This window comes from Streptomyces sp. NPDC054765, assembly GCF_053612065.1.
Map to the genome: position 1 here is coordinate 87372 of NZ_JBSHBP010000020.1, position 22884 is coordinate 110255.

General features: G+C 72.1%; 23 protein-coding genes. 9 read left to right on the forward strand and 14 right to left on the reverse strand.

Annotated features, from left to right (window positions below; genetic code table 11):
* Window positions 1-38: 38 nt before the first annotated feature.
* From ACWGJY_RS15675 to ACWGJY_RS15685, 3 genes are read right to left on the reverse strand one after another with little or no spacing between them, the layout of a single operon-like run.
* Window positions 39-1199, reverse strand: coding sequence for an Mrp/NBP35 family ATP-binding protein (locus ACWGJY_RS15675; RefSeq protein ID WP_453261343.1), 1161 nt, complete (start codon window positions 1197-1199; stop codon window positions 39-41).
* 42 nt (window positions 1200-1241) lie between these two features.
* The gene (locus ACWGJY_RS15680; RefSeq protein ID WP_453261344.1) at window positions 1242-1823 is read right to left on the reverse strand and encodes a DUF1003 domain-containing protein; all 582 of its coding nucleotides are present in this window, start codon (window positions 1821-1823) and stop codon (window positions 1242-1244) included.
* The gene (locus ACWGJY_RS15685) at window positions 1813-3120 is read right to left on the reverse strand and encodes a magnesium transporter MgtE N-terminal domain-containing protein (protein ID WP_453261345.1); all 1308 of its coding nucleotides are present in this window, start codon (window positions 3118-3120) and stop codon (window positions 1813-1815) included. Before ACWGJY_RS15685 ends, ACWGJY_RS15680 begins: the two co-directional genes overlap by 11 nt.
* Window positions 3121-3317: 197 nt before the next feature.
* Between ACWGJY_RS15685 and ACWGJY_RS15690 the strand changes: the two genes are divergently transcribed.
* Window positions 3318-4097, forward strand: a complete 780-nt coding sequence (locus ACWGJY_RS15690) for a hypothetical protein (RefSeq protein WP_453261346.1) — start codon at window positions 3318-3320, stop codon at window positions 4095-4097.
* A 105-nt stretch (window positions 4098-4202) separates the two neighbouring features.
* Here the strand turns inward: ACWGJY_RS15690 and ACWGJY_RS15695 are convergent, their stop codons facing one another.
* A complete protein-coding gene (locus ACWGJY_RS15695) occupies window positions 4203-4742 on the reverse strand; it encodes a hypothetical protein (RefSeq protein ID WP_453261347.1) in 540 nt (179 codons plus the stop codon).
* Window positions 4743-4832: 90 nt separating this feature from the next.
* Window positions 4833-5945, reverse strand: a complete 1113-nt coding sequence (locus ACWGJY_RS15700; protein WP_453261348.1) for a magnesium and cobalt transport protein CorA — start codon at window positions 5943-5945, stop codon at window positions 4833-4835.
* Window positions 5946-6477: 532 nt separating this feature from the next.
* On the opposite strand from ACWGJY_RS15700, the gene ACWGJY_RS15705 reads away from it, so the two are divergent.
* Entirely contained in the window at window positions 6478-7062 is a 585-nt protein-coding gene (locus ACWGJY_RS15705; RefSeq protein ID WP_453261349.1) for a suppressor of fused domain protein, read from the forward strand.
* Window positions 7063-7248: 186 nt separating this feature from the next.
* Here the strand turns inward: ACWGJY_RS15705 and ACWGJY_RS15710 are convergent, their stop codons facing one another.
* Window positions 7249-8508 (reverse strand): MFS transporter, encoded by a 1260-nt coding sequence (locus ACWGJY_RS15710; protein WP_453261350.1) that lies wholly within the window; start codon window positions 8506-8508, stop codon window positions 7249-7251.
* 249 nt (window positions 8509-8757) lie between these two features.
* On the opposite strand from ACWGJY_RS15710, the gene ACWGJY_RS15715 reads away from it, so the two are divergent.
* The 3 genes from ACWGJY_RS15715 (at window position 8758) to ACWGJY_RS15725 (ending at window position 11375) form a co-directional block, all read left to right on the forward strand.
* On the forward strand, window positions 8758-9396 hold the full coding sequence (locus tag ACWGJY_RS15715) for a DUF6758 family protein (RefSeq protein WP_453261351.1): 639 nt from the start codon (window positions 8758-8760) through the stop codon (window positions 9394-9396).
* Between the two features lie 311 nt (window positions 9397-9707).
* The gene (locus tag ACWGJY_RS15720) at window positions 9708-10562 is read left to right on the forward strand and encodes a PHP domain-containing protein (RefSeq protein ID WP_453261352.1); all 855 of its coding nucleotides are present in this window, start codon (window positions 9708-9710) and stop codon (window positions 10560-10562) included.
* Window positions 10563-10769: 207 nt separating this feature from the next.
* Complete coding sequence (locus tag ACWGJY_RS15725; protein ID WP_453261353.1) at window positions 10770-11375, forward strand: MarC family protein; 606 nt, start codon at window positions 10770-10772, stop codon at window positions 11373-11375.
* 152 nt (window positions 11376-11527) lie between these two features.
* Here the strand turns inward: ACWGJY_RS15725 and ACWGJY_RS15730 are convergent, their stop codons facing one another.
* The gene (locus tag ACWGJY_RS15730) at window positions 11528-11680 is read right to left on the reverse strand and encodes a hypothetical protein (RefSeq protein ID WP_453261354.1); all 153 of its coding nucleotides are present in this window, start codon (window positions 11678-11680) and stop codon (window positions 11528-11530) included.
* A 203-nt stretch (window positions 11681-11883) separates the two neighbouring features.
* Between ACWGJY_RS15730 and ACWGJY_RS15735 the strand changes: the two genes are divergently transcribed.
* Window positions 11884-12810, forward strand: coding sequence for an NYN domain-containing protein (locus ACWGJY_RS15735; RefSeq protein ID WP_453261355.1), 927 nt, complete (start codon window positions 11884-11886; stop codon window positions 12808-12810).
* 204 nt (window positions 12811-13014) lie between these two features.
* Here the strand turns inward: ACWGJY_RS15735 and ACWGJY_RS15740 are convergent, their stop codons facing one another.
* The 3 genes from ACWGJY_RS15740 to ACWGJY_RS15750 form a co-directional block, all read right to left on the reverse strand.
* Window positions 13015-13497, reverse strand: coding sequence for an SRPBCC family protein (locus ACWGJY_RS15740; RefSeq protein ID WP_453261356.1), 483 nt, complete (start codon window positions 13495-13497; stop codon window positions 13015-13017).
* Window positions 13498-13649: 152 nt separating this feature from the next.
* Window positions 13650-14516 (reverse strand): alpha/beta fold hydrolase, encoded by an 867-nt coding sequence (locus ACWGJY_RS15745; RefSeq protein WP_453261357.1) that lies wholly within the window; start codon window positions 14514-14516, stop codon window positions 13650-13652.
* A gap of 118 nt (window positions 14517-14634) precedes the next feature.
* Window positions 14635-16932 (reverse strand): DEAD/DEAH box helicase, encoded by a 2298-nt coding sequence (locus tag ACWGJY_RS15750; RefSeq protein ID WP_453261375.1) that lies wholly within the window; start codon window positions 16930-16932, stop codon window positions 14635-14637.
* A 326-nt stretch (window positions 16933-17258) separates the two neighbouring features.
* Here ACWGJY_RS15750 and ACWGJY_RS15755 point away from each other — a divergent pair, with 326 nt between their 5' ends.
* On the forward strand, window positions 17259-17996 hold the full coding sequence (locus ACWGJY_RS15755; RefSeq protein ID WP_453261358.1) for a ferritin-like fold-containing protein: 738 nt from the start codon (window positions 17259-17261) through the stop codon (window positions 17994-17996).
* 24 nt (window positions 17997-18020) lie between these two features.
* Here the strand turns inward: ACWGJY_RS15755 and ACWGJY_RS15760 are convergent, their stop codons facing one another.
* The 4 genes from ACWGJY_RS15760 to ACWGJY_RS15775 all read right to left on the reverse strand — a co-directional run bounded on the left by ACWGJY_RS15760 (window position 18021) and on the right by ACWGJY_RS15775 (window position 19989).
* Window positions 18021-18311, reverse strand: a complete 291-nt coding sequence (locus tag ACWGJY_RS15760) for a hypothetical protein (protein ID WP_453261359.1) — start codon at window positions 18309-18311, stop codon at window positions 18021-18023.
* Window positions 18312-18603: 292 nt separating this feature from the next.
* Window positions 18604-18831 carry a DUF3107 domain-containing protein gene (locus ACWGJY_RS15765; RefSeq protein ID WP_030088973.1) on the reverse strand — a complete coding sequence of 76 codons (228 nt, stop codon included), beginning with the start codon at window positions 18829-18831 and terminating at the stop codon, window positions 18604-18606.
* 140 nt (window positions 18832-18971) lie between these two features.
* Window positions 18972-19613, reverse strand: a complete 642-nt coding sequence (locus tag ACWGJY_RS15770) for a TetR/AcrR family transcriptional regulator (protein ID WP_453261360.1) — start codon at window positions 19611-19613, stop codon at window positions 18972-18974.
* Window positions 19614-19761: 148 nt separating this feature from the next.
* Window positions 19762-19989, reverse strand: coding sequence for a hypothetical protein (locus ACWGJY_RS15775; RefSeq protein ID WP_453261361.1), 228 nt, complete (start codon window positions 19987-19989; stop codon window positions 19762-19764).
* 170 nt (window positions 19990-20159) lie between these two features.
* On the opposite strand from ACWGJY_RS15775, the gene ACWGJY_RS15780 reads away from it, so the two are divergent.
* A complete protein-coding gene (locus tag ACWGJY_RS15780; RefSeq protein WP_453261362.1) occupies window positions 20160-21194 on the forward strand; it encodes an alpha/beta fold hydrolase in 1035 nt (344 codons plus the stop codon).
* Between the two features lie 161 nt (window positions 21195-21355).
* Window positions 21356-22645 (forward strand): DUF3152 domain-containing protein, encoded by a 1290-nt coding sequence (locus ACWGJY_RS15785; protein WP_453261376.1) that lies wholly within the window; start codon window positions 21356-21358, stop codon window positions 22643-22645.
* Window positions 22646-22884 lie beyond the last annotated feature (239 nt).

Genomic DNA, 22884 nt, shown 5'->3' on the forward strand with positions numbered 1-22884 from the left:
CCCCCGTCGGGGAACCGCTCGCGGGACCGGCCGCGGTCTCAGAACTTGTTGCGCGGGGTGATACCCAGCGACATACCCGACAGACCCCGCTGCCGGCCGCCCAGCTTGCCGGCGATCGTGCGGATCGCCGAGCCGGCGGGGGAGTCGGGGTCGGTCAGCACGACCGGCTTGCCCTCGTCGCCGCCCTCGCGCAGCCGGACGTCGATCGGGATGGAGCCGAGCACCGGCACCTGGGTACCGGTCGTCTTCGTGAGGCCCTCGGCGACCCGCTCGCCGCCGCCGGTGCCGAAGATATCGACCATCTCGTCGCAGTGCGGGCAGGGCAGCCCGGACATGTTCTCGACCACGCCGACGATCTTCTGGTGGGTCTGCACGGCGATCGAACCGGCCCGCTCGGCGACCTCGGCGGCGGCCTGCTGCGGGGTGGTGACCACCAGGATCTCGGCGTTCGGGACCAGCTGGGCCACCGAGATCGCGATATCGCCGGTGCCCGGGGGCAGGTCCAGCAGCAGGACGTCCAGGTCGCCCCAGTAGACGTCGGCGAGGAACTGCTGCAGCGCGCGGTGCAGCATCGGCCCGCGCCAGACGACGGGGGCGTTGCCCGGGGTGAACATGCCGATCGAGATGACCTTCACGCCGTTCGCCGACGGCGGCATGATCATGTTCTCGACCTGGGTGGGCCGGCCGTCGACACCGAGCATCCGGGGCACCGAGTGGCCGTAGATGTCGGCGTCCACGACACCGACCTTCAGACCGTCGGCCGCCATCGCCGCGGCGAGGTTGACCGTCACCGACGACTTGCCGACGCCGCCCTTTCCGGAGGCGACGGCGTAGACCCTGGTCAGCGAACCGGGCTGGGCGAACGGCACCTCACGCTCGGCGGTGCCGCCGCGCAGCGACGCCGCCAGCTCCTTGCGCTGCTCGTCGCTCATCACCTCGAGCTCGACGGCGACGCCGGTGACACCCGCGACCTTCGCGACGGCGTCCCGCACGTTGTTGGTGATCGTTTCGCGCATCGGGCAGCCGGAGACCGTGAGGTAGACCACGACCGCCACCGCGCCGTCCGCCGCGATGTCCACCGATTTGACCATCCCCAGTTCGGTGATGGGGCGGTGGATCTCGGGGTCGTTCACCGTCGCGAGCGCGTCGCGGACCGCGTCCTCGCTCGGAGCGGTGCCTTGGGGCATGTCGGTAGCCATGTCCCGATGGTACGGCGCGTGAGGGTGCCTCCGGAAAGCCCGTCAGCGGTCGCGTTCATCACTCTCCGCGCCGGCCGGCTGCCGCTGCTCCAGATCCCTCAGCAGGTCCTCGATCTCGGAGCGGATCCAGTCGCGGGTGGCGACCTCGCCCAGACCGAGCCGCAGCGCCGCGATCTCCCGGGTCAGATACTCGGTATCGGCGATGGAGCGCTCGTTCTGCTTGCGGTCCTGCTCGTGGGTGACCCGGTCGCGGTCGTCCTGGCGGTTCTGCGCCAGCAGGATCAGCGGCGCGGCGTACGACGCCTGGAGGGACAGCGCCAGCGTCAGGAAGATGAACGGGTACTGATCGAACCTCAGGCCGCTGGGCACGGTGGTGTTCCAGATGACCCACAGGATGATGGCGACGGTCATCCAGACGATGAACCGGCCGGTCCCCAGGAAGCGGGCGATCTTCTCCGAAAGCCGTCCGAAGGCCTCCGGGTCGTACTCCGGCAGGAACGTACGGCGCGGTGCGCGCGGCTGGTCGAGGCGGACCCGCGGCCGGTCCCCGGAGCCCCGGCGTACCGCCGAGGCCCCGTTCGCCCGCGACCGCTCCCTACCGCTCTCCCGCTCCTCACCGGCCATGCGCACTCTCCCCCAGGCGCCGGTCGCCGGTCAGACCGGCCGCCGCCGGACCGTGCAGCCCGTCCTCCCGCCAGTCGTCCGGCAGCAGATGGTCCAGCACATCGTCGACGGTGACCGCGCCCAGCAGGGCCCCGCTCTCGTCCACGACCGGTGCGGCCACCATGTTGTACGCGGCCAGATAACTGGTCACCTCCGGCAGCGGGGTGTCCGGCGGCAGGGCCGGCAGATCGGTGTCGGCGATCGAGCTGACGAGGGTGAACGGCGGGTCGCGCAGCAGCCGTTGGAAGTGCACCAGGCCCAGGTACTTGCCGGTGGGCGTCTCGTCCGGCGGCCGGCAGACGTAGATCTGGGCGGCCAGCGCGGGGGAGAGGTCCGGGTCGCGCACCCGCGCCAGCGCGTCCGCGACCGTCGCGTCCGGGCGCAGCACGATCGGCTCGGTGGTCATCAGACCGCCCGCGGTCCGCTCCTCGTACGACATCAGCCGCCGCACATCCGCGGCCTCCTCCGGCCGCATCAGCGCCAGCAGCCGTTCCTTGTCCTCCTCCGGCAGCTCGGAGAGCAGATCGGCGGCGTCGTCCGGGTCCATCGCCTCCAGGACGTCGGCGGCCCGCTCGTCCTGGAGCTTGCCGAGGATCTCGACCTGGTCGTCCTCCGGCAGCTCCTCCAGGACGTCGGCCAGCCGGTCGTCGTCCAGCGCCGCGGCGACCTCGGCGCGGCGCTTGGCGGAGAGGTGGTGCAGTACGCCGGCGAGGTCGGCGGGCCGCAGCTGTTCGAAGGTGGCGAGCAGGCTCTCCGCGCCCTGCCCGTGCTCCTCCAGCGAGAAGCCGGTCACCGCCGACCACTCCACGGTCAGCGCCTCGCCCTTGCGGCGCAGCGCCCCGCCCTTGCCCTTCCGTACGAAGACCTTGTCGATCTCCCAGTCACGGCGGGCCGGCAGCTGGGTGATGCCGATGTCGAGGACCGTGACCTCCTCGCCGGTCTCCACCAGCCGCACCCGCCGGTCGAGCAGCTCGCCGAGCACCAGCGTCTCGGACGCCCGCTGTTCGAAGCGCCGCATATTGACCACGCCGGTGATGATGATCTGGCCGGACTCCACGCCGGTCACCCGCGTCATGGGAACGAAGATCCGGCGCCTGCTGATCACCTCGACGACCACGCCGAGCATCCGCGGCGGGCGCTCGCCGACCCGGAGCAGCGCGACGAGGTCCCGCAGCCGGCCGACCTGGTCGCCGTTGGGGTCGAAGACGGCGGTGCCGGCGAGATGGGAGACGAAGACCCGGGGAGTCACCACCGCCATGCAGAGTGCCGCCCTTTCTCCCGTTCAGCCCCGAAATAAGGCATCAATTCGGGTTCAGGCTAACGCGCCCCGGCCCGCGCCGCCCCGGGGGAAGAGGCCGTAGGGTGACCGCCACGCACCCCGCGGAAGACCGTGCGCGGCCCAGGTACGCTGCCGTACTGCTGTCGAGGTCACCAGCATCAGGAGGCAGAGCCGACGTGAGCGCAATCCCCCCGGGGGCCGGCCCCCGACCCCCGGCCGGAACCCGTCGTACGGGACGGGCCGCGCTTGTGGGGGCGGCCTGTGCGGTACTGGCCGTGGCGCTGACCGGCTGCGGCGGGGAAGACCCGGACGCCGGCACCAACGGCGTGGGAAAGCTGTCCGCCGCGAAGATCGAGTCCAAGGCGCGGGCCGCGGCCCGGCGCGCCGACACGGTGCGCCTCTCCGGCAATGTCGTCAGCCAGGGCCGTACCTACCAGCTCGACATGAGCCTGGCCAAGGACGGCGCCAAGGGGGCGCTGACCACGAAGGCGGCCGCCTTCCAGCTGCTGCGGATCGGCGATGCGCTCTATCTGAAGGCGGACGCGGCTTTCTGGGCCGGCGAGAAGAGCGGTGCGTCGGGTACGCCCGGCCGGGCGGCGGGCAAGCTCGACGGCAAGTACGTCAAGGTGCCCGCCGGCGACCCGGTCTACCAGCGTTTCAGCGGCTTCACCGACAAGGACACCCTGCTCGCCGGTCTGCTCGGGCTGCACGGCAAGCTGACGACCGGTGACCGCAGCGACATCGACGGGGTCCGCACCATCCGGGTGGCCGCCGGCGCAGGCTCCGGCGGCACCCTGGACGTCTCGCTGGAGGGCACGCCCTACCCGCTGCGGCTGCAGCGCGCCGGCGGGGCGGGGGTGGTCCGGCTGGCCGACTGGGGCAAGCGCGTGGACCTCGCGGCCCCGGCCAAGGGCCAGGTTGTGGACTACGGCACCCAGATCTCCGGCAAGGGCTGAGAGCCGGCGACGACCGCGGCCCGGCAGCTCGCCGGGCGCCGCCCCGCCGGCCGGCTCGCCGGCAGTGCGGCCCGACGGGCGGGCCCGGCCGTGGCGTCCTGTGCCTCAGCCCTTACGCCCCCGCCGCAGCAGCTTCGGCAGCGCGGCCGGGACGGGGCGCCGGGTGATCGCGGGGCTCGCCGGCGGCGGTACGGCGTGCGAGCCGTCCGGCATCTGTCCGGGGCGCTGCCCGACCTCCCCGGTCGGCTCCAGCCGCAGCACCCGGCACTCGCGCGCCCAGCGCTCGGTGAGGGTCTCCGCGTCCGGTGCGTTGAGGCGCTTGCCCTTCAGCTCGTCGACGGCGGCCTGCCAGGCCTCGCTTCCCGGCGCCGGCTCGACGACCCGGGCCTGCCAGGCGATCAGCCGGCCGCCCTTGTCCTTGCTGCGTACGGTGACTGTCGCCGTGGCGCCGTCGGTGAGCCCGAGGCCGGCCAGCGGCTGTTCGCCGGGCCCGTCCCCGATGAGGCAGGCGGCTCCGTCGTGCCACAGATGCCACAGCGCTCGGGCCGGGCCGGCGCTTCCCCGTACCCAGATGAGGCCGGACTTCTTCGTGGCCTCTTCGATGAGCGCCCGATCCTGCAGGGCCTGCGACACGGTCTCCGTCATACGGCCCAGCCTAATGGCCCCGGCCTGGGCGCTCCGTGGGGCCGCCCAGGGCGCCGGGATACGGCGGAGCCCGGCGTCACCGGGCCCGGATCACAGCCATCCGTTGCGCTTGAACCCGCGGTGGATGCCGAAGCAGATGGCGACCGTCACCAGCATCATGGCCGGATAGCCGAACTTCCAGTGCAGTTCGGGCATGTAGTCGAAGTTCATGCCGTAGATCCCGGCGATCATCGTGGGGACGGCGAAGATCGCCGCCCATGCCGTGATCTTGCGCATGTCCTCGTTCTGCGCGACGGCCGCCTGCGCGAGATTGGCCTGCAGGATGGAGTTGAGCAGGTCGTCGAAGGACAGCACCTGCTCGTTGACCCGTGCCAGGTGGTCGGCGACGTCCCGGAAGTACTTCTGGATGTCGGAGTCGACCAGCCGCATCGGGCGCTCGCTCAGCAGCTGCATCGGCCGCAGCAGCGGCGACACCGCGCGCTTGAACTCCAGTACCTCACGCTTGAGTTGGTAGATCCGCCCGGCGTCGCCGCCCTTGGGGGAGCCCTTGCCGTTGGTGCCCGAGCTGAAGACGTCGATCTCCACCTCGTCGATGTCGTCCTGGACCGCGCCGGCCACCGCCATATAGCCGTCGACGACCTGGTCGGCGATGGCGTGCAGCACCGCGGACGGCCCCTTGGCCAGCAGCTCCGGGTCGTCCTGCAGCCGGTGCCGCAGCGCACGCAGCGAGCCCTGGCCGCCGTGCCGGACGGTCACGATGAAGTCCCGGCCGGTGAAGCACATCACCTCACCGGTCTCCACCACCTCGCTGGTGGCGGTCAGCTCGGCGTGCTCGACGTAGTGGACCGTCTTGAAGACGGTGAACAGGGTCTCGTCGTAGCGCTCCAGCTTGGGCCGCTGATGGGCGTGCACGGCGTCCTCGACGGCGAGCGGGTGCAGCCCGAACTCCTGGGCGATACCGGCGAATTCGGCCTCGGTGGGCTCGTGCAGCCCGATCCAGGCGAAGCCGCCCCCGGCCCGGACCCCGGCCATCGCCTCGGCCGGGGTGACGTGTTCGCTCACCCGGCGGCCCTCGCGGTAGACACCGCAGTCGACGATGGCGCTGTTCGCGCAGGCCGGGGCGGACTTCTCGTAGTGGTACGGGGGTGCGTCGCGCCGCCGGGAGGGGCGGACGGCGGCACGCAGGTCACGGATCATCGACATGGCAGGCTCCTTCACGGGCCGGCCGTCAGCTGCGAGCGCGGGGCGCAACGCTGCCCGGAAGGTGGACGTACAAGGCGTCATCGGCTGTACGTCCGCAAAGCGGGCGGCGCTCCGTGCGGGGACACTGACGGCAGTTCGCAGAAAACACGGAACAAAGAGTCGAAGGCGCTCTTCCGTCATCTACATCCGGCGCAAAGGTGCTTCCCTGGTTTCGCCGCTGGGCGGCGGGGTACGGAAGCTCTCGGATCAGGAGATTCGCTGCGCGAGGGGGATGACAGGAGAACTATCGGTACTGCACGGTCGACTCGGATCCACCGCAGCCCCACCTCCTCCGGCCGGTCCCCGTTGGGGGACGACGTCATTCCCTGAGCCAGACGGCAAGGCTATCAGCCGCCTGAAGCGATACGGCGCCGCTTTGCCCGTTCCATACGAACAACGGGGACGCTGTGACGAGGGTCCCCCCCCGGACGCAGTGCGGGGAAGCTCACCGAGCGGTGCGGGCCGGACGAGGGCCCGGATCTATGCTCGCGGCATGTCTGACGTTCTTGAGCTGGTCGAGGCCCGGTTGCGCACCGCACTGGGCGAGCCGGACGCGCGCGCCGCCGTCACCTTCCTCGGCACCGACCGTATCGAGGTCCTCCGCTTCGTGGACGACGGGGTGGTGCGTTACGCCACGCTCGGAATGTCCGCGCAGCCCATGGCCGACCCCACCGCCGTGCTGGCCGACCCCCTGCGCGGCCCGCGCGCCGAACTCCTGCTGTCCGTACGGGCCGGCCGTGCGGAGAGCGACAAGGTGCTCCGGCCGCTCGCCGTGCTCGCCGCGTCGCCACAGGTCGAGGGGGTGATCGTGACCCCCGGCGCCTCGCTGGACGTGGGCGAGCCGCTGTGGCCGGGGGCGGCTTTCACCTCGGTGCTGGTCGCGTCGCCCGGGGGTCTCGTCGAGGACCTCGCACTCGACGAGCCGATGGAGCCGGTCCGCTTTCTGCCGCTGCTGCCGATGACGCCCAACGAGGCCGCCTGGAAGCGGGTGCACGGCGCCGAGGCCCTGGAGAAGCGCTGGCTGGAGCACGGCACGGATCTGCGGGACCCACTGCGTACGGGCGTACCGCTCGACTGAGCCGCACGCGGTGGCGCATGCGGTGCGTCCCGTCCGCGCGGTGGACCGAAGGCGGACGGGACGTCAGTTTCCTTGTGCGGAAGGCGGAAGGCGGAAGGCGGAAGGCGGAAGGCGGAAGGCGGAAGGCGGAAGGCGGAAGGCAGGCCGTCCGGGCACAGGCGGGCGTGGCGGTCCCGGTCCGGCGGCTCATTCGGCGAAGACCGCGACCCCGTCCTCCGCGGCGTGCTGCGGCTCCCGCTCCGCGGTCTCGGTGGTCAGCGCCCGGCGCCGGACGGCGACGATGCCGGCGCCGGCCGCTGCCGCGCCGGCCGCGATCACAAAGGGGATGTGGATGTCGGTCCACTCCTCGATCTTGGGCGCGAGGAACGGGGCGGCCGCCGCCGCGAACCACCGCACGAAGTTGTAGCCGGCGCTCGCCACCGGGCGCGGTGCGTCCGAGACGCCCAGGGCCAGTTCCGTGAAGACGGTGTTGTTCAGCCCGATGAAGGCACCGGACGCGACCGTGCAGGCGATGGCGGTGGTGTGGTCGCCGTAGCCCAGCACGATCAGGTCGGCGGCGAGCAGCAGCAGTGAGCCGCCCAGCACCTTCAGCGAGCCGAAGCGGTGCTGCAGCCGGGGTGCCACGATCACCGAGAACACCGCGAGCAGCACACCCCAGGCGAAGAAGACGCCCCCCGACTTGTAGGGCGACATGTCCAGCACGAACGGGGTGAAGGCCAGCACCGTGAAGAACGCGTAGTTGTAGAAGAACGCGGAGACGGCGGCGGAGGCCAGGCCGCCGTGGCCGAGCGCCTTTACCGGGTCGAGCAGCGAGGTCTTACGGGCGGGCTTCGGCTGCTCGTTGAGGAAGGCCGTGATGGCGACGAAGCCGATGGCCATCAGGACGGCGGTGCCGAAGAACGGGTAGCGCCACTTCATGTCGCCGAGGATTGCGCCGAGCAGCGGGCCGCAGGCCATCCCGAGCCCGAGCGCGGACTCGTAGAGCAGGATCGCCGCCGCGCTTCCCCCGGCCGCGGCGCCCACGATGACCGCCAACGAGGTGGAGACGAACAGGGCGTTGCCCAGGCCCCAGCCGGCCCGGAAGCCGACGAGTTCGCCGACCGACCCGGACATCCCGGAGAGCGCGGCGAAGACCACCACCAGCGCCAGACCGGCCAGCAGTGTCTTACGGCCGCCGATGCGGCTGGAGACGAAGCCGGTGAGCAGCATGGCGACCGCGGTGATCAGGAAGTAGGAGGTGAACAGCAGGGAGACCTGGCTGTTGGTGGCGTGCAGGCCCTTGGCGATCGAGGGGAGGATCGGGTCGACGAGGCCGATGCCCATGAAGGCCACCACCGAGGCGCCCGCCGTGGCCCATACGGCCTTCGGCTGGCGGAGGAGGGAGGTGCCGCCCTCCTCGAACGGATCGTCCGCGCCGCCGTGGCCGCTGCTCTTCGTGCCGCTCATGCCGCGGTTCCCCTTCCCGTTGCCGGTTGTGTGTCCCCGGTCCGCGCGGAGCCCGGGGGACGATCGAGATCGTTGATGTTTACACACAATAAGTTAGACGCGCTAAAGAGTGCAAGCCGCAACTACTTTCCCGGCCGGTCGGCGGGCCGCGGTGAGCGGTCAAATGCGCGGCGCCGTACGTGATTCGGGGCGCATCGGTCGGGTGATCGTCCTTGACGCGGCGGCGGGGCTGGAGGACCGTGGATCCCTATGAGGGGCGAACCCAGTTGTCCGAAGTGCGGAGGCCGGGTACGGGCGCCCGGTCTCTTCTCCGACACCTGGCAGTGCGCCCTGCACGGCACCGTGCATCCACTCCAGCCGGTCGTCCCGCCGAGCGTCGAGGCGCTCGGCGTTGTCGTGCACCGTGCCCAGGTGCCCGTATGGATGCCCTGGCCGCTGCCGGTCGGCTGGCTGTTCACCGGCGTGGCCTGTGCCGGCGACGACCGCAGCGGCGGCCGCGCGACCGCGGTGGCCTGCACCGGCCCCGGACCGCTCGGCGGCCCCGGCGAACTGCTGCTGATCGCCGAGGAACTGGGCGTCGGACTCGGCGCGCGCTACGCCGGAATCGACGGACCCGACCCGGGCCCCGGGATGTGCATGGACAAACCCCCGGATGCCAAGGTGCTCGCCGCCGGCCGCCCCACCCCGCTGTGGCATGTCGGCGATGCGCCCCCGGACCGTGCGGTCTTCGCGGGCGAGGCGCGCGGGCTGTGGCTCTGGGCGATCGCCTGGCCCGAGCAGTCGGGGCTGCTGATGTACGACGAACTGGTGCTGACGGATCTGCGCGAGGCGGGCGCCGAGGTGGATCTGGTGCCGTGCGGGGCGATCTCGCCGCGGATTCTGAGCTGAGGGCCGGTCGCCGGCGCGGGAGGCGGAGCGGCGGGACGTCCGCTGTGGGGCGTCGGCGCCGCGGGACGTCTGCCGTGGGGTGCCGGTTCCGTGAGACGTCTGCCGTGGGGTGTCGGTGTCGGTGCCGGTGCCGTGCGGCGTCCGGGGTGGCGTCCGGTGTGGCGGCCGGCGTGGCGTCGCTCACCGTCCGACGGGTGCCGGGCGCTACCGGCCGCCCGGTATCCTTCTGACGTCCCCCTACGGTGTCCCCCGCCCGGCCATCCGTCCGGGCCCCGCCCCGTGCCGTGCCGCAGCAGTCTGGAGTCCGCGTCGTGCGTATCGATCTGCACACCCACTCCACGGCCTCCGACGGTACGGACACCCCCGCCGAGCTGGTGCGGGGCGCCGCGGCCGCGGGTCTGGACGTCGTCGCGCTGACCGACCACGACACCGTCGGCGGGCATGCCGAGGCGCGCGCCGCGCTGCCCGCCGGGCTGACCCTGGTCACCGGTGCCGAACTGTCCTGCCGGATCGACGGGGTGAGCCTGCACATGCTCGCCTACCTCTTCGACCCCGAGGAGCCGGAACTCGCCCGTGAGCGGGAGCTGGTCCGGGACGACCGGGTGCCGCGGGCCCAGGGCATGGTCGCCAGGCTGCGGGCACTCGATGTGCCGATCACCTGGGAGCAGGTCGCCCGGATCGCCGGGGACGGCGCCGTGGGACGGCCGCACATCGCCACCGCCCTCGTCGACCTGGGCGTGGTCGGCTCCGTATCGGACGCCTTCACCTCCGAGTGGCTCGCCAACGACGGCCGGGCGTACGTGCAGAAGCACGAGTTCGACCCGTTCGATGCGATCCGGCTGGTCAAGGCCGCGGGCGGGGTCACCGTCTTTGCCCATCCGCTGGCCGTCAAGCGGGGCTCCTGTGTACCGGAGAGCGCAATCGCCGAACTCGCCGCGGCCGGTCTCGACGGCATCGAGGTCGACCACATGGACCACGACGCCCCGACCCGCGCGCGGCTGCGTGGCCTGGCCGCCGACCTCGGCCTGCTGACCACCGGCTCCAGCGACTACCACGGCAGCCGCAAGACCTGCCGCCTCGGCGAATACACCACCGATCCCGAGATCTACGGCGAGATCGTGCGCCGCGCGACCGGCGCCTTCCCCGTTCCCGGCGCGGGCGGCTGACCCGTCGCGGCCGGCGGCCGCGCCCCGTCACCCGCACCCTTCACCGCCATCTGCCCGGTGCCGTCCGGGCGGTGCGGATCCCCCCCGGTGCCCGCCGGCCGCCCCCTTCCTTCCTCCCTCTCTTCCCTCCCTTTCTCGTACGGGTCCGCGCCCGCGTGCGCCGCCCGTGCGTGCTCGTCCCGTACCACCTCTCGCAAGGCCTTCACCGTGTTCGACATCGCTGTCTTCAGTACGCTCTTCGTCACCCTCTTCGTGATCATGGACCCGCCGGGTATCACCCCGATCTTCCTGGCCCTGACCTCCGGCCGGCCCGCCAAGGTGCAGCGCCGGATGGCCTGGCAGGCGGCCGCCGTCGCCTTCTGCGTCATCGCCGTCTTCGGCCTCTTCGGCCGGCAGATCCTGGGGCGGCTGCACATCTCGACGCCCGCGCTGATGATCGCGGGCGGACTGCTGCTCCTGCTGGTCGCGCTGGATCTGCTCACCGGAAAGTCGGAGGAGCCGACCCAGACCAAGGACGTCAATGTGGCGCTGGTCCCGCTGGGTATGCCGCTGCTGGCCGGGCCCGGCGCGATCGTGTCGGTGATCCTCGCGGTGCAGCATGCGCACGGCTTCGCCGCACAGCTCTCCGTCTGGACAGCGATCGTGGCGATCCATGTGGTGCTCTATGTGGTGATGCGGTTCTCGCTGGTGATCATCCGCGTGATCAAGGACGGCGGAGTGGTCCTGGTGACCCGGCTGGCGGGCATGATGCTCTCCGCGCTCGCCGTGCAGCAGATCATCAACGGCGTGCTCCAGGTGATCCAGGGCGCCTGATGTCCGCCGGGCCCCGGGAGGCGGCCGGGGACACGGCAGCGCCCCCGTACGACGTGCTTAGGTTGCAGTGTTCGTACGGGGGCGCTCGTGCGGTGCGGCCGTGCCGGGCTCGGCCGGCGGTGCTGTCGCGTCGTCGGGCGGCGGAACAGGTGTCAGCGGGCGGCGGTGCCGGCCGGGCGGATGTAGATGCGCTGGCCTATGGCGGCGGCCTGCTGCACGATCCGGTTGACGGAGGCGGCGTCCACGACGGTGCTGTCCACGGCGGTGCCGTCGACATCGTCCAGGCGCATGATCTCGAAGCGCATACGGCTTCTCCCTTCGTCTGATCCTCCTGCGGAGAACTCTTGGGCAGACGAGCTGCCCGGCGTCGCTGCCGGGCGCTCTGTACATGTACAACGTCCTGCCCAGTGCAATCATTCCCTACGCTAAAGAAAAATTTCGACGGTCTAAATACGGGGGCGGAGCGCAGTTGTGCCCGCGGAGTGACCGCCCGGAGAATGGGTCCCGTATGAACGACGTCCGGCCCACGGGCCCCACCGACCTCACCGCGCTCGCCGCCGGGATCGAGCGCACCAACGAGCTGCTCACCCGGGTACTCGCCGAGGTCGCCACCACCCCCTCCACCCATGCGGCCTTCGTGGACGCGGGGTATGTGTACGCCGCGGCGGGACGGCTGGTCGCCGGCACGGAGGACCGCAAGGCCTTCGACCTCGACGCCGAGGGGATCATCGAGGCCTTCATCGACAAGGCCCGGATGATCTTCCCGGACAGCCGGCTGCTGCGCGTCTACTGGTACGACGGTGCCCGCCGCCGGATCCACACCCAGGAGCAGCAGCGGATCGCCGAGCTGCCCGATGTGAAGGTCAGGCTCGGCAACCTCAACGCCAACAACCAGCAAAAAGGCGTCGACTCCCTGATCCGCTCGGACCTGGAGTCGCTGGCCCGGCACCGTGCGATCAGCGATGCGGTGCTCATCGGCGGGGACGAGGACCTGGTCTCCGCGGTGGAGGCGGCGCAGGGCTACGGCGCGCGGGTGCACCTGTGGGGCATCGAGGCCTCCGGCGGCCGCAACCAGGCCGAGCCGCTGCTGTGGGAGGTCGACAGCGCGCGCACCTTCGACCTGGAGTTCTGCAAGCCGTACGTCACCCGGCGGGTCGGCGTCGAATACCACGACCAGACGGCCGGCGAGGGGCCGGCGCCCAGCCGTGACGAGGTCCGGTTCGTCGGGGCGCAGGTCGCCGCGCAGTGGCTGTCGGAACGCGGCCGCGAGTGGGTGGCCGGGCTGCTGCCGGGCCACCCGTATCTGCCCGGCGCCGTCGACCAGGAACTCCTGACCGCCGCGGAGGCGCTGCTGCGGCACTCCCTGCGCAGCCATGCCGATCTGCGGCGGGTCCTGCGCGACGGCTTCTGGGACCACGTCCAGGGGCAGTATTAGGGCCTGTCCTCACCTTCCGGTCTGTCCTCGCCTTCGGTCTGTCGTCGTCTTCCCGTCTGTCCCCACCTTCCCGTCTGCCCTCACCTTCCCGTCGTGCGCCCGTGAGGCAGACGGGGGCATGGAAACCGGCTCCGGTGCCAGGGCCCGCGGTCACGAAGCTCCCTGGCCGCCGCGGTCCGGGAGGCAGCAGGCAACGGGCCCGGCTCAGGCCCTCGCCAGCAGCTCCGTGAGGCGGTCGAAGAAGCCCTCCCAGCCCGCCTCCGCCTGGCGGTACTGCTCGGAGGTGAGATTGCCGCCGAGCTGGCGGAAGGCCATCTCCGTACGGTCGTCCAGGTCGGTCAGGGTGACCCGGACGATCTCCCCCTCGGTGCCGCTCGGGGCGGCCGCGTCCTTGAGGGTGAACTCCAGCCGCTCCGGGGCGGCGACCTCGCGGTAGACACCGGAGAACGGCAGCGCCCCGCCGTCCGGGGTGTGCATCACCAGGCTCCAGGCCCCGCCCGGCCGGACGTCCATCGTCATCCGGTCGACCGGCACCTCCAGCTCCCCGCCGAACCAGTACGCGAAGTGCTCGGGCGTCGTCCAGGCCTCGAAGACCAGCTCGCGGCGGGCGTCGAAGGCCCGGGTCAGCGCGATGCCGTGGGGGCCGTCCGCGGCGCCGGCCGGGGGAGTCGCCGGATTCTCGGTCATGATCGAGCCCTTCGTGCGTAGCCGGTGTCGGCCGGGCGCCGGTGAGGGCCCGCCCTCTTCGATGCTCGCCGAACGGCCCGGCGCTGTCCTGGCGACACCGCCCGCCCGGCCCATACGCCGCCCGGCGCCCGGTCCCCACGGGCGGCCGGCGCTCAGCCCACACCGCTCCAGAATCCGGCGAGGGCCTCGGCCGTCTTCTCCGGCCGTTCGGCATTGGGGGAGTGCTCGGCGCCCTCGATGACGGTGCGCCGGGCGGACAGCCGCTCGGCCATCGCATCCATCGACGGCACCGGCCAGGCGTAGTCGACCGCCCCGGAGACGACATGGGTGGCAAGCCCCGTACGGGCCAGCTCCGCCACCCGGTCGGGCTCCTCCAGCATCTGACGGCCGGTCGCTATCAGCTGCTCGGGGACGGTGTTCAGCCAACGACGGTGCAAGAACGCGCCGATCTCCGGCGGCGTCGCCGCGTCCGCCGCCTCCGGAGGATCCAGTTCGCGCATCATCCGCCAGACGCTCTCCATGCCGGCCGTGCCGAGCGCCTCGATCAGCATCCGCACCCGGGCCTGCTGGGACGGCTCGATGGCCGCGGGCCCGGAGCTGAGCACGGTGAGCGAACGGAACGGGGCCGCATCCAGCAGCACCGCGGCCCGGGTGACCAGCCCGCCCAGCGAGTGGCCCAGCAGATGGACCGGCCCGCCGTCCGGCTCCCGCAGGGCCCGTGCCTGGGCCAGTACATCGAGGGCCAACTCCCTTTGTGCATAAGCCCGTTCATCGCGCGGCCCGGGAGATTCGTGCTGCCCGCGCCCGTCCACCGCGACCGCCCGGAACCCGGCCGCGGCGAGCGGCGCGAGCAGGGCGATGAAGTCTTCCTTGCTGCCGGTGAATCCGGGCACCAGCAGGGCGGTCCCGATCGGCGCGGCATCCGGCCGGGCGTCCTGCACGGCGAAGTTGCCGCGCCCGGTGTCGAGTCGGTACGCACGGGCGCACGGGGGCAGTGTGAGGGTGGGCGGCCTGCTCATGAGGCGAGGTTATCCGGGCCTGGCGGCAAACGGGCGCCGGGACGCCGACGACCCGGCGCCCGCCAAGTGCGGGGCCGGGTCATCAAGCCGGGGATCCCGGTGGCTGCCGGGGAGAGGCTCAGCTCTCGGGCGTCGCCTCGGCGGTGGCCTTGGCGCGGGTGCGGCGGCGCACCGGCTTGGCCTCGGCGGCATCCGCCGCGGCCACGGAAGGCTTCGCGGCGGCGGCCTTGCGGGTCCGCTTCGGCTTGGCCGGGGCGTCCTCGGCGACGGCTGCGTCCGCCGTGGACTTCGCGGTGGCCGCGGTCTTGCGGGTGCGCTTGGGCTTGGCCGGTGCCTCCACGGAGGTCTCGGCCGTGTCCACGACGGCCTCGGCGGTCTTGGCGGGGGCCTTGCGGGTCCGCTTCGGCTTGGCCGGCGCCTCCACCACGGTGTCCGGGGCGTCGGTCACGGTTTCCGTCACCGCGGCCGGTGCCGTCGCCGCGGCGGCCTTGGTGGCGCTGCGGGTCCGGCGGCGCGGCGTGGCCGGCGCCTCGGCGGGACCGGTCACCTCGGTGACCGCAGCGGCCTGTGCCGCGGCGAGCGCGCTTGCGGCGGTCTCGACGGTCTGGAAGGTCGCGGTGTCCACCGGACGGGCGGGGCGGGTACGGCGGCGGCGCGGCTTGGCGGGCTCGGCCGGAGCCTCGGCCACCACGGCGGCCGCCTCGGTCACCTCGGCGGCGGCACCCGCGGTTACGGCGGCCGGGGCCGTCACGGCCGCTGCGCCCGTGGTCTGGCTGCCGCGGGTACGGCGGCGCCGACGCGGCTGACGCGGGCCGGCCTCCGCACCCTCGGTGCCCTCGGCGGCGGCCGGTGCCCCGGTCGCCGGTGCCCCGGTCGCCGGTGCCCCGGTCGCCGGTGCCCCGGCGGCGGACTCGTCCAGCGGCGTACCGCTACGGGTACGGCGGCGCTGCCGCGGGGTGCGGGTGCGCTGGGGACGCTCCTCCTCGACGACACCGCCCTTACGGGGGCCACGGCCGCGGCCGCCGGTCTCGCCGAGGTCCTCGACCTCTTCCGCGGCCAGCCCGGCCCGGGTGCGCTCGGCGCGCGGCAGCACGCCCTTGGTGCCCTGGGGGATGTTCAGCTGCGCGTAGAGATGCGCCGAGGTGGAGTAGGTCTCCTCCGGCTCGTCGAACGCGAGGTCCAGCGCCTTGTTGATCAGCTTCCAGCGCGGGATGTCGTCCCAGTCGACGAGGGTGACCGCGGTGCCCTTGGCGCCCGCCCGGCCCGTACGGCCGATGCGGTGCAGATAGGTCTTCTCGTCCTCGGGCGACTGGTAGTTGATGACATGCGTCACACCCTCGACGTCGATGCCGCGGGCGGCGACGTCGGTGCAGACCAGGACGTCGACCTTGCCGTTGCGGAAGGCGCGCAGGGCCTGCTCGCGGGCGCCCTGGCCGAGGTCACCGTGCACCGCGCCGGACGCGAAGCCGCGGTGTGCGAGCTGGTCGGCGATATCGGCGGCGGTCCGCTTCGTACGGCAGAACACCATTGCCAGGCCCCGGCCCTCGGCCTGCAGGATGCGGGCGACCATCTCCGGCTTGTCCATGGAGTGGGCCCGGAAGACGTGCTGGGTGGTGTTGCGGACGGTCTGGCCCTCGTCGTCCGGCGCGGTGGCGCGGATGTGCGTGGGCTGCGACATGTAACGGCGGGCCAGGGAGATGACCTGGCCGGGCATGGTCGCGGAGAACAGCATCGTCTGGCGCTTGGCCGGCAGCAGCTGGATGATCTTCTCGACGTCGGGCAGGAAGCCCAGGTCGAGCATCTCGTCGGCCTCGTCCAGCACCAGGCTTTTGACCTGGGAGAGGTTGAGCTTGCGCTGGCCGGCGAGGTCGAGCAGCCGGCCGGGCGTGCCGACGACGACGTCGACGCCCTTCTTCAGTGCCTCGACCTGCGGCTCGTAGGCACGGCCGCCGTAGATCGCCAGCACCCGGACATTGCGCACCTTGCCGGCCGTGAGGAGGTCATTGGTGACCTGCTGGCACAGCTCGCGGGTAGGCACCACGACCAGGGCCTGCGGCGCCTCGGTCAGCTGCTCGGGCTGCGCACGGCCGGCCTCGACATCGGCGGGGACCGTGACGCGCTCCAGGAGCGGCAGGCCGAAGCCCAGGGTCTTGCCCGTGCCGGTCTTGGCCTGGCCGATGACGTCGTTGCCGGAGAGGGCAACGGGGAGCGTCAGCTCCTGGATGGGAAAGGGGGAGATGATGCCGACGGCTTCCAGGGCCTCGGCCGTCTCGGGGAAAATCCCAAGGTCTCGAAATGTAGACAGAATCTTGCCTCTTCTGTGAGACGCGGCGTGAGGCGGCGAAGGGGGTCGTACCGCACCTTCGTACGGGTTCGTACGGGGCCGGCCTGCTAACAGCCGGTGGGGCGGGACCACTGCCAACGCTCAGGCACTCCTGCCGCGAGCGGTGTCCCTCCTGCTGTGCGTATGTCTGCTACGCGCCGCAAAAGAGGGCGGTCGGTTTGGAGCCGATCGGGCCACCGACCGGGCATCCGCTTCGTGGAACGACCCACCGATACTCGGCAGGTCCAAATACCACTGTACCCCGGATATGGCTCGCCCATCCGAAGGCTTGTATGAGTGAGGAATACATCACGGGCGCACGGCACCCGGGCAGCTGGTCCCGTCGCCGTTCGTACGGGTGAACGAGAGTGGCTGACCAGGGCCTTCCCCGAGCGGCCGAGCGGGCTATTGTGCCGGTCATGGGAACGCCTGACAACGCCGCGGCTGACGCGCAACAACACACCGGGATCGCCGCCCAGAACTGGGCGCAGGCATCCGCCGACCCGCAGTACCGGGCCGCCGTGATCGATCTGCTCGGCGCCCTCGCCTACGGCGAGCTGTCCGCCTTCGAGCGCCTGGCGGAGGACGCCAAGCTCGCGCCGACGATGGACGACAAGGCCGAACTGGCCAAGATGGCCTCGGCCGAGTTCCACCACTTCGAGCGGCTGCGGGAGCGGCTCGCGCAGATCGAGGCGGAGCCGAACGAGGCGATGGAGCCGTTTGCCGCCGCGCTGGACGAGTTCCACCGCCAGACCGCGCCGTCGGACTGGCTGGAGGGCCTGGTCAAGGCCTATGTCGGCGACTCGATCGCCAGTGACTTCTACCGTGAGGTCGCAGCCCGGCTGGACACCGACACCCGTGGTCTGGTGCTGGCCGTGCTGGACGACACCGGGCATGCGTCGTTCGCCGTGGAGAAGGTGCGCGCGGCCATCGAGGCCGAGCCGCGGGTCGGCGGGCGCCTCGCCCTGTGGGCGCGCCGGCTGATGGGTGAGGCGCTCTCGCAGGCGCAGCGGGTCGTCGCGGACCGCGATGCGCTCTCCACGATGCTGGTGGGCGGCGTGGCCGACGGCTTCGACCTGGCCGAGGTGGGCCGGATGTTCTCGCGGATCACCGAGGCGCACACCAAGCGGATGGCGGCGCTGGGTCTGGCGGCCTGACGTACGACGGGCGTGCCGGGCGGTTCAGGCCGTCCGGTGCCCCTTCAACGGCGCGGCCGGCCCCCGAAGACGCGGGCGCGGCGGGCGCGCCAGGACCGACAGCAGCGCCGCCCCCACGGCGATCGCGGCCACCATCACCTGGACGGGATAGCCGGGGCCCAGGATGGAGCGGGTCAGCAGCGCGCCGAGCAGCGCGGCGACCGGGCCCGTCGCGAGCGTGAGGGTGCGCGCGGGGAAACGGTCGGGCAGCCAACGCGTGGCGGACAGGGCGATGGCGAAGCCGATGAGCACGGCGCCGAGCGCTTCCCAGATCATGCTGTTCCCTCCCGTGTGACGATGCCGATCCGCTGAACAAATCGGTCGTAGGCGGTCGTACCCAAGGGGCACCGGCAGCAACCCTCCCGGCGCAGGTCCCCTGCCCGATCAGCCCAGCCGGACCGACTCGAACGGCCTGATCTGCGGAAATGCGGCGACCGGGGCGTGGATCGGGCGGAAGAAAACGGGCGGCCGGCGCAGGCAACCGGCGCGAAAAGGGCGGCGGTCCGGAGTGTATGCCTCCGGGCCGCCGCCCTTGTCACCTGTGGGCGCCGCATCCGGCGCCCTTCGCTCAGAGCGCGCCGAAACCGACCTTGCGGGCGGTCGGCTCGCCGAGCTCCACATAGGCCAGCCGGTCCGCCGGGACCAGGACCTTGCGACCGTGGTCGTCCACCAGGCTGAGCAGCTGTGACTTGCCGGCCAGTGCGTCGGACACCGCGCTCTCGACCTCTTCCGCGGACTGCCCGCTCTCAAGAACGATCTCGCGGGGTGCGTGCTGCACGCCGATCTTGACCTCCACGGCTTTTGTCCCTCCGACGGTCCGGGGTCCCCCGGCGTCGGCCGGGGGAGGATGCGCGGCGATCCGCGCCGTACGCAGCACACATTAGCCCGGTACGGGGATGCGCAGGACGCCGTGGGCCACGCCCGCAGCGAACAAGGTCAGTGCGTGTCGCTGCCGTGCAGGGGGAAGCCGGCGATGCCCTTCCAGGTGAGCGAGGTCAGCAGCTGCACCGCGGTGTCCCGCGGGACCTTGCTCCCCGAGGACAGCCAGTAGCGCGCCACCACCTGGGAGACGCCGCCCAGGCCCACCGCGAGCAGCATGGACTCGTCCCGCGACAGCCCGGTGTCCTCGGCGATCACCGCGCTTATCGCCTCGGCGCACTCCAGCGACACCTTGTCCACCCGCTCGCGGACCGCGGGCTCATTGGTGAGGTCCGACTCGAACACCAGCCGGAAGGCGCCGCCCGGGTCCTCCACGTACGCGAAGTAGGCGTCCATCGTCGCCGCGACCCGCTGCTTGTTGTCGGACGTCGACGCCAGCGCCGCACGGACCGAGTGCAGCAGGGCCTCGCAGTGCTGGTCGAGCAGGGCGAGGTAGAGGTCCAGCTTGCCCGGGAAGTGCTGGTAGAGCACGGGCTTGCTGACGCCCGCCCGCTCGGCGATGTCGTCCATCGCGGCCGCGTGGTAGCCCTGTGCGACAAAGACTTCCTGGGCAGCGCCCAGAAGCTGGTTGCGCCGGGCTCGGCGTGGCAGGCGAGTGCCCCGCGGGCGCGCCGCCTCGGTCTGCTCGATGGCGCTCACGCTGCCTCCCAGAAGTTGTTCCGTACGCGGCCCGTACAAGATGGTGCACCGCGCCCGCCATCGTACTTTTGGGTAACCCGGCTGTGCGCGGTCCGGGCCGAGAAATTCTGCCCGGCCCCCTTGTCGGAAGCCGACATAACGTCCCAGGTCATCGGTATTCGTCTTCGTTGAGCTCCACGACGCGGGCCTGTTCGGCGAGATCTGCCTCGTTCGCCTCGTTCGCCTCGTCCGGGTCGAGGTCGGCCAGCGGCTCGTTGCGACGGGGTGCGAGATCGGCGTACTGCTCGGCGGCGTCCGCTTCGGGTGCTTCGGCGTCGAATTCGGCGGCGTCGCTCTCGTCCTCGAAAGTCTCCGGGTCTGTCGGGTCGACGCGCATGGTGGCTCCCTTTCTTGCGTGCTCGTTCGTCGGCTGGTGCCTGGCGTGAAAGCAGGGGCCGGGGCGGCTGCCCTCGACTACGAGCGTAGGAGAGTGGCCGCGGCAGCGCGATGCGGTGTGTGACCGCGGACACACGATCGGGGGTGTGATCGTCTCGTAACATCGTCCCCATGTCTTCGACCGAGTCGCCGGACACCGCGACCGCCGCCTTCCCGGTGCCGCCGGCCGGCCCCGGCCGGCGCGGCGGGGCGGAGGCGGTGCGCACCGTGACCCTGCCGGGCCTGACGCTGAACGTACGGGCACCGGTCGGGCAGCCGGCACGGCCGGACGCCGCACCGGACGGCGCCGGAGGCGGCGGCACCGGACGCGACCGCGAGCCCGCGCTCTACGTCCACGGCCTCGGCGGCTCCTCGCAGAACTGGTCCGACCTGATGCCGCTGCTCGCCGGCCGGGTGGACGGCGAGGCGATCGACCTGCCCGGCTTCGGGCAGTCCCCGCCGCCCGACGACGGCAATTACTCCGTCTCGGCGCAGGCCCGCGCGGTCATCCGCCACCTCGACGCGGCCGGGCGCGGCCCCGTCCATCTCATCGGCAACTCCATGGGCGGCGCCGCCTCGACCCGGGTGGCGGCGGTGCGCCCCGATCTCGTCCGCACCCTGACCCTGATCTCCCCGGCGCTGCCCGAGCTGCGCCCACAGCTGACGGCGGTGCCCACGGCGCTGCTCGCCGTCCCCGGTATTGCCGGCCTCTTCGGGCGGCTCACCCATGACTGGACGCCCGAGCGCCGTACCCGCGAGGTGCTGGCGCTCTGTTACGGCGACCCCGGCCGGGTCAGCCCGGAAGGGTTCAACGCCGCCGTCGACGAATATGCGCGACGGCTCGAACTCCCCTATTTCTGGGAAGTGATGGAGCGCTCGGCACGCGGGCTGGTGAACGCCTACACGCTGGGCGGACAGCATAATTTGTGGCGTCAGGCAGAGAGAGTGCTCGCCCCCACCCTTCTCGTCTACGGTGGGCGCGACCGCCTGGTCTCCTTCCGGATGGCGCGGCGGGCGGCCGCGGCGTTCCGCGGTTCGCGACTGCTGACGCTCCCGGAGGCCGGGCATGTGGCGATGATGGAGTATCCGGAAACAGTGGCGCGGGCCATCCGCGAGCTGCTCGACAGTGAAGTGACCGATGTGACCGCTGATGCGGGCAGGAGCTGACACGCCCCGTGGGACGCCATAGCCGCCGAGGCCGGCCGGAGACCGCTGCGGACAGTACGGAGACCGCCGGTCCGCCCGGCAACAGCCCCTCGGGGGGCGGTACCTCCGGAGCGGGGCCCGGCCCGGGGCGCCGCAGACGCGAGCCGTTCGAGGGCGACGCGGTGCGCGGCGGGCATCCCGAACAGCGTGAACCGGGCGGTGGCTGGGGCGCGTTCCCCGGTGCGCCGACGTCCGCGGTGGCGTCCGGCCGGGGCGCGCCGAGGATCCCCCGGCCGCGCACGGAGGCGCCCGGCGCACCGCCGGTCGCGACGCCGGGCCGCGGTCCGGGCCCGCGGCGCGACTATGTGGATGCCTTCGACGGCGGGTCGTTCACCAACGCTCCGGGTGCCGCGGACGCCGCGGACGACGATGTGTTCCGGGCCGGTGCGCCCCGGACGGCGGGCCCCGCGGCCGGTCCGTACGGGCCCGGCGCGGACGGGGTGCCCCCGGGCGGCCGGTTCACCGGGCGCTCGGTGGTCTTCGACCGGCACGAGGCCGACGGGCCGGACCGGGCGGCATCCGGCGCGGACGGCGCCGGGCCGGGCGGTCCGGCGGACCCGGACGGGGCCGGCGGATCCGCGGAGGAGTCGCGGCACGGCAGCAAGAAGGGCGGCAAGGGCCGGACGTTCACCGGCGCGGCGGCCGCGGCGGTGACCACCGTGCTCGCCGTGGTCATCGCGGGCCAGGTCGCCGAACAGCACAAGAGCGACGGTGACCCGCAGACGCGCAGCGGCAACGACCGTACCGACGGAGCCGGTGACGAGGCCTCCAGGTCACACGCCAGGCCCACCCAGGACGCCAAGCCCGCCAGTTATGAAGAGCAGATGACACAGGTCTTCCCGCTGGACGCGCACATGACGGCCAGCGGCCGCTTCAAGCCCGTCGGCGGCGACGCCAAGGCGCCCGGACACGGCAAGGTGCTGCGCTACCGCGTCGATGTCGAGGAGGGGCTGCCGCTGGACGGCACGCTGTTCGCCGAGGCGGTGCACAAGACCCTCAACGACGAGCGGAGTTGGGCACACGGCGGGCAGCGGACCTTCCAGCGGGTGGGGTCCGGCCAAGCCGATTTCGTGATCACGCTGGCCAGTCCGGGGACCACCGCGACGTGGTGTGCCAAGTCCGGTCTCGACACCGGCGAGGAGAATGTCTCGTGTGACTCGGCGGCGACCGACCGGGTCATGATCAATGCGTACCGCTGGGCGCAGGGCGCGCAGACCTACGGCCACGACAAGATGTACGCCTACCGCCAGATGCTGATCAACCACGAGGTCGGCCACCGCCTCGGGCACAACCACGAGATCTGCTCCCGGCAGGGGGCCCTGGCCCCGGTGATGATGCAGCAGACCAAGTTCCTGACGACCGACGGGGTGACCTGCCGGCCCAACTCCTGGCCGTTCCCCACCCAGCGGTGACCGGACCGGGCGCCCGGCGCGGCGAGCACCCGGCCGGGGACGGGGTGTCTCTCATGGTGCGGCGCCCTGCCGGGAGGCGGATCTTCGTTCAGCGGGCGCTTCGGACCATGGCATAGCAGTCACATAGCGCATCGAAACGCCCTCAGGGGTGGAAAGTTACGTGCTTTCACCCCTTCCGGTGGCGCGATGGACAACCGTCCATCGGGCCACCGGCCCTTTGCATACCTTCTTCCCGCAGG

Coding starts and splice junctions, on each gene's coding strand:
- ACWGJY_RS15740 (WP_453261356.1), bottom strand. CDS start 13,497: ATGACCGAGAATCCGGCGACTCCCCCGGCCGGCGCCGCGGACGGCCCC.
- ACWGJY_RS15775 (WP_453261361.1), bottom strand. CDS start 19,989: ATGCGCGTCGACCCGACAGACCCGGAGACTTTCGAGGACGAGAGCGAC.
- ACWGJY_RS15755 (WP_453261358.1), top strand. CDS start 17,259: ATGGGAACGCCTGACAACGCCGCGGCTGACGCGCAACAACACACCGGG.
- ACWGJY_RS15680 (WP_453261344.1), bottom strand. CDS start 1,823: ATGGCCGGTGAGGAGCGGGAGAGCGGTAGGGAGCGGTCGCGGGCGAAC.
- ACWGJY_RS15735 (WP_453261355.1), top strand. CDS start 11,884: ATGAACGACGTCCGGCCCACGGGCCCCACCGACCTCACCGCGCTCGCC.
- ACWGJY_RS15760 (WP_453261359.1), bottom strand. CDS start 18,311: ATGATCTGGGAAGCGCTCGGCGCCGTGCTCATCGGCTTCGCCATCGCC.
- ACWGJY_RS15700 (WP_453261348.1), bottom strand. CDS start 5,945: ATGTCGATGATCCGTGACCTGCGTGCCGCCGTCCGCCCCTCCCGGCGG.
- ACWGJY_RS15685 (WP_453261345.1), bottom strand. CDS start 3,120: ATGGCGGTGGTGACTCCCCGGGTCTTCGTCTCCCATCTCGCCGGCACC.
- ACWGJY_RS15745 (WP_453261357.1), bottom strand. CDS start 14,516: ATGAGCAGGCCGCCCACCCTCACACTGCCCCCGTGCGCCCGTGCGTAC.
- ACWGJY_RS15710 (WP_453261350.1), bottom strand. CDS start 8,508: ATGAGCGGCACGAAGAGCAGCGGCCACGGCGGCGCGGACGATCCGTTC.
- ACWGJY_RS15675 (WP_453261343.1), bottom strand. CDS start 1,199: ATGGCTACCGACATGCCCCAAGGCACCGCTCCGAGCGAGGACGCGGTC.
- ACWGJY_RS15695 (WP_453261347.1), bottom strand. CDS start 4,742: ATGACGGAGACCGTGTCGCAGGCCCTGCAGGATCGGGCGCTCATCGAA.
- ACWGJY_RS15780 (WP_453261362.1), top strand. CDS start 20,160: ATGTCTTCGACCGAGTCGCCGGACACCGCGACCGCCGCCTTCCCGGTG.
- ACWGJY_RS15705 (WP_453261349.1), top strand. CDS start 6,478: ATGTCTGACGTTCTTGAGCTGGTCGAGGCCCGGTTGCGCACCGCACTG.
- ACWGJY_RS15730 (WP_453261354.1), bottom strand. CDS start 11,680: ATGCGCTTCGAGATCATGCGCCTGGACGATGTCGACGGCACCGCCGTG.
- ACWGJY_RS15715 (WP_453261351.1), top strand. CDS start 8,758: ATGAGGGGCGAACCCAGTTGTCCGAAGTGCGGAGGCCGGGTACGGGCG.